Here is a 3,570-nt window from a genome sequence, read left to right as displayed (position 1 = left end):
GGCGATCAGCTCCTCGCGGTCGACGGGCTGGTAGAGATAGTGCACCGGGGGCCGGTGCAGCTGTCCGTGCTCACCGTTGATCCGCCCCACCTGCAGCTCGACCGCGTCGCGCATCAGTGCGTACTGCTCCACCTGCTCCCGGCTGGGGGTGGCGAGCTGGATCATCACCTGCTTCGCCGGATCGAGCCGACCGTCGTCGTAGAGCTCGCCGATCGCCTGCAGGCGCAGATCGATGCCCTTCGTGTAGTCCAGGCGGTCCACCCCCAGGAGAAGGTGCTCGGGGTCCCCGAGTTCCTCCCGGATCTCGGCGGCCCGGGCACGGATCTTCTCGCTGCGTGCCTGCTCCACGAGTTCCGCCGAATCGATGGAGATGGGGAATGCGCCCACCCGCACGGTCCGGTCGCCGCAGTCCACACTGCCCACACCGTCGCGGATCGGCCGGGTCTCGAGACCGAGCAGCCGGTGGGCGAGCGCCAGGAAGTTCTCCGCGCCCCCGGGCAGATGGAATCCGACCAGATCGGCGCCGAGCATTCCCTGCAGCACGCCGACACGCCACGGCAGTTGCGCGAAGAGCTCGGACGGGGGGAAGGGGATGTGCAGGAAGAAGCCGATCTTGAGATCCGGTCGCAGCTCCCGGAGCATCGCGGGCACCAGTTGAAGCTGGTAGTCGTGCACCCACACCGTGGCTCCGGGTGCGGCCGCGCGCGCCGTGGCTTCGGCGAATCGGAGGTTCACCTCCCGATAGGTGCCCCACCAGCTGCGGTCGAAGGTCGGTTTGACCACGACGTCGTGGTAGAGCGGCCACAGCGTGCTGTTCGAGAATCGGTGGTAGTAGCCCTCGACCTCGTCCTTGCTCAGATGGATCGGGTGCATCCGCAGCCCGTCGAGGACGAACGGCTCGATCTCCCCTTTCGAGGCACCGGGCCATCCCACCCAGGTCCCGTTGCGGCTCCGGAGGACCGGTTCGAGGGCCGTCACGAGGCCGCCGGGACTGCGCCGCCACACTCTCGCCCCGTCGGGCTGTTCCTCCAGGTCGACCGGAAGACGGTTGGCCACCACGACGAAGTCCGATTCGTCGCGGTGCGAGTGAGCGGTCACGACAGCCTCCGTGGGAACAGCGCATTCTTCGGTGACGTGGGTACCCTCGCCCGGCCCATCCGAACCGGGCGATCGCCCTACTCCTCGGCCAGCCGGGACCTCATCTCCGCCAGGGTCCGGGCCAGCAACCGGGAGACGTGCACCTGGGAGACACCGATCTCCCGCGCGATCTCCGACTGGCTCTTCTCCTCGAAGAACCGCAGGATCAGGATGTGCCGCTCGCGCTCCGGGACGCGCTCGAGCAGCGGTTTCAGGAGGAGATAGCGCTCGGACTTCGCGAGCTGCTCGTCCTCCTCGCCGAGCGTGTCCGCCAGCGTCGCACCCGAACCGTCGTCGGACAGATCGAGGGGCGTGTCCAGGGAGGCGGGCTGATATGCACTGCGGGCGGCGAGCGCCTCGATGACCTCACCGGTGCCGGCACCGACCTCGGCCGCGATCTCCGCTGCCGTCGGTGACCGGCCCAGACGTTGCGAGAGGTCGTCGGTGACCTTGTTGATGGACACGGTCAGGTCCTTGAGCCGCCGCGGTACGCGCGTGGACCAGGCGTGGTCGCGGAAGTAGCGACGGATCTCGCCCATGACGGTGGGAACCGCGTACGCGGCGAAACCCCGCCCCTTCTCGGCGTCGAACCGGTCGATCGCCTGGAGCAGGCCCACATACGCGACCTGGTTCAGATCGTCGATGTCCTCACCGCGGCCGGCGAATCGCTGAGCGATGTTCTGCGCCAACGGCATCGAGGCCGTGACGATATTCTCGTGAAGGGCGGTGGCCTCGGCGGAACCGGGGGTGCATGCACGCAGGGCGACGAACAGCTCCGCGAGTTCCGCTTCGTCGATTCTTCGGTTGTTCGCCGGCCCGGCTCCGGCAGGGGGAGAATCGATGTCGGCCAGCGTCATGCCGGCATCCCGATGCTCAGCTTCACCGTCGATTCCGCGGTTTCCCCGTTCGGCGAAGGCGTTTCGCTCGCCGAGACGGTGTCCGCGAGCAGTTCCACGATCCGCCAGTCGAGGCTGTCGGGTGCCGGTCGCCAGGGTCGCACGGTCGTCGCGGTGACCTCGATGTCGAACACCTCGCGACCCCCGTGGAATCGGCAGGTGATCTCGCTCGCGGGTGCGGCCGCGTCGATGAGGAGCGTGCAGATCTGGTCGACCGCCAGCTTGAGATCGGAGACCTGGTCGAGGGTGCAGCCGCTGTGCATCGCCACCATCTCGGTGAGCATGCGGACGACGGGCAGCTGAGCGTGCAGCGCAGGCACCGACAAGGTCGTCGGAATCCCGGCGCCCCCCGGCTCCGGTTCGGGGGCGGACGGCATCGGATGAGATGCGGTCTGTGTCAAGGTTCTACCTGCTGTTCTGACTCGGGCAGGGAAGTGCGGTCCGTCCCGTAGTTCCACTGCAGATGAATTCGGGTTCCTTCGTCGCCCGTTTCGACGCGGGCGCTGTCGCTGCAGGCGTGCATCAGGCGGATGCCCCGCCCGCGACGCGTGCGGCTGGTGTCGGCCTGCGGTTTCCACGAGCCGCGATCGACGATCGAGACCGTCAGAACGCCTTCGTCGGGACGATCGACCGCACACAGATCGTAGGTGCCCGGCTCTCCCGGTGGATACGCGTGCTCGGCGACGTTGGCCAGCGCTTCGTAGGTCGCCAGCAGCATGTCGCCGGTCGTGTCCGCCGGGAGGCCGATCTCGTGGGCGAACTGCGCCAACCGGTGCCGGATCGGGGCGAGCGCGGTCAGGTCGGCGGGAAGCCCGTCGAGGCGGAGGCATCGATATTCGGCGCCGGTGTTCACCGACGCCGGTGGTGCAGCCTGTCGTCCCTGGTAGCTCATACGGTCGATAAGGCAGCTTCGAGGGTCGGGAAGATCTCCAGGGTCTCGGCCAGCCCCACCAGGACCATCGGCCGCGCGGTCGCCGGACCGTCGGCGACGATCAGGAACCGGGATCTGCCCTCGAGTTCGTCGGCGGTGCGCATGAGCACCGCGAGCCCGGCCGACGAGAGGAACTGGACATCGAGCAGGTCGGCCACCAGTGTGGATGTACCGCACAACGCGGCCAACTCGGTCAGCTTCCGTTCGAACGCCGGTGCGGTGACGACATCGATCTCGCCGGCGGCGTGCAGCACCGCGACGCCCTCGGTGAAGTCGACATCGAGCCTCAGCTGCGAGCCCGGCGTGATTTCGGGCATGTCGCCGGTCGCTACCTTTTCGGGATCCGCTACGCCCACGAGATCGCCCCTCCTGCTTGTTCCGTGCGCGCCCGCGCACCCGCTTCCGGACCGTGACCGCGGAAGTACGAGATCCCGTACAGCGCGTACATGCTCTTCACGACCGACTTACGAGCGGTCTTCCACGGCGCCTTCCCCTGCCTCGTCTGCATCGTTCGCCTCCCTTCTGTGTCACAGCAACGCCCCCTGATACCCACATTCCGGGCCACTCATTCCTCCTTTTTCGGAAATTTCCGTTTCCTCGCTCCGG

General features: G+C 67.7%; 6 protein-coding genes. All 6 read right to left on the bottom strand.

The window, feature by feature from the left end:
• A partial coding sequence (locus I0Q12_RS13195) for a trehalose-6-phosphate synthase (RefSeq protein WP_307846220.1) occupies nucleotides 1-1,098 on the bottom strand: 1,098 nt, incomplete at its 3' end.
• Between the two features lie 77 nt (nucleotides 1,099-1,175).
• A complete protein-coding gene (locus I0Q12_RS13190) occupies nucleotides 1,176-1,994 on the bottom strand; it encodes a SigB/SigF/SigG family RNA polymerase sigma factor (RefSeq protein WP_197252349.1) in 819 nt (272 codons plus the stop codon).
• Nucleotides 1,991-2,434: an ATP-binding protein gene (locus tag I0Q12_RS13185; protein WP_231610564.1), complete on the bottom strand. Its 444-nt coding sequence runs from the start codon at nucleotides 2,432-2,434 to the stop codon at nucleotides 1,991-1,993. Before I0Q12_RS13185 ends, I0Q12_RS13190 begins: the two co-directional genes overlap by 4 nt.
• On the bottom strand, nucleotides 2,431-2,925 hold the full coding sequence (locus I0Q12_RS13180; RefSeq protein ID WP_197252348.1) for an ATP-binding protein: 495 nt from the start codon (nucleotides 2,923-2,925) through the stop codon (nucleotides 2,431-2,433). Before I0Q12_RS13180 ends, I0Q12_RS13185 begins: the two co-directional genes overlap by 4 nt.
• The gene (locus tag I0Q12_RS13175; protein WP_197252347.1) at nucleotides 2,922-3,281 is read right to left on the bottom strand and encodes an anti-sigma factor antagonist; all 360 of its coding nucleotides are present in this window, start codon (nucleotides 3,279-3,281) and stop codon (nucleotides 2,922-2,924) included. Before I0Q12_RS13175 ends, I0Q12_RS13180 begins: the two co-directional genes overlap by 4 nt.
• Before the next feature lie 29 nt (nucleotides 3,282-3,310).
• A complete protein-coding gene (locus tag I0Q12_RS13170; protein ID WP_197252346.1) occupies nucleotides 3,311-3,472 on the bottom strand; it encodes a hypothetical protein in 162 nt (53 codons plus the stop codon).
• Nucleotides 3,473-3,570 lie beyond the last annotated feature (98 nt).

Origin of the sequence: Rhodococcus sp. CX, from assembly GCF_015865005.1 — a bacterium.
GTDB lineage: Bacteria > Actinomycetota > Actinomycetes > Mycobacteriales > Mycobacteriaceae > Rhodococcus.
This window is presented reverse-complemented; position numbering and strand designations above follow the sequence as displayed.

Coding starts and splice junctions, on each gene's coding strand:
- I0Q12_RS13190 (WP_197252349.1), bottom strand. CDS start 1,994: ATGACGCTGGCCGACATCGATTCTCCCCCTGCCGGAGCCGGGCCGGCG.
- I0Q12_RS13170 (WP_197252346.1), bottom strand. CDS start 3,472: ATGCAGACGAGGCAGGGGAAGGCGCCGTGGAAGACCGCTCGTAAGTCG.
- I0Q12_RS13175 (WP_197252347.1), bottom strand. CDS start 3,281: ATGCCCGAAATCACGCCGGGCTCGCAGCTGAGGCTCGATGTCGACTTC.
- I0Q12_RS13180 (WP_197252348.1), bottom strand. CDS start 2,925: ATGAGCTACCAGGGACGACAGGCTGCACCACCGGCGTCGGTGAACACC.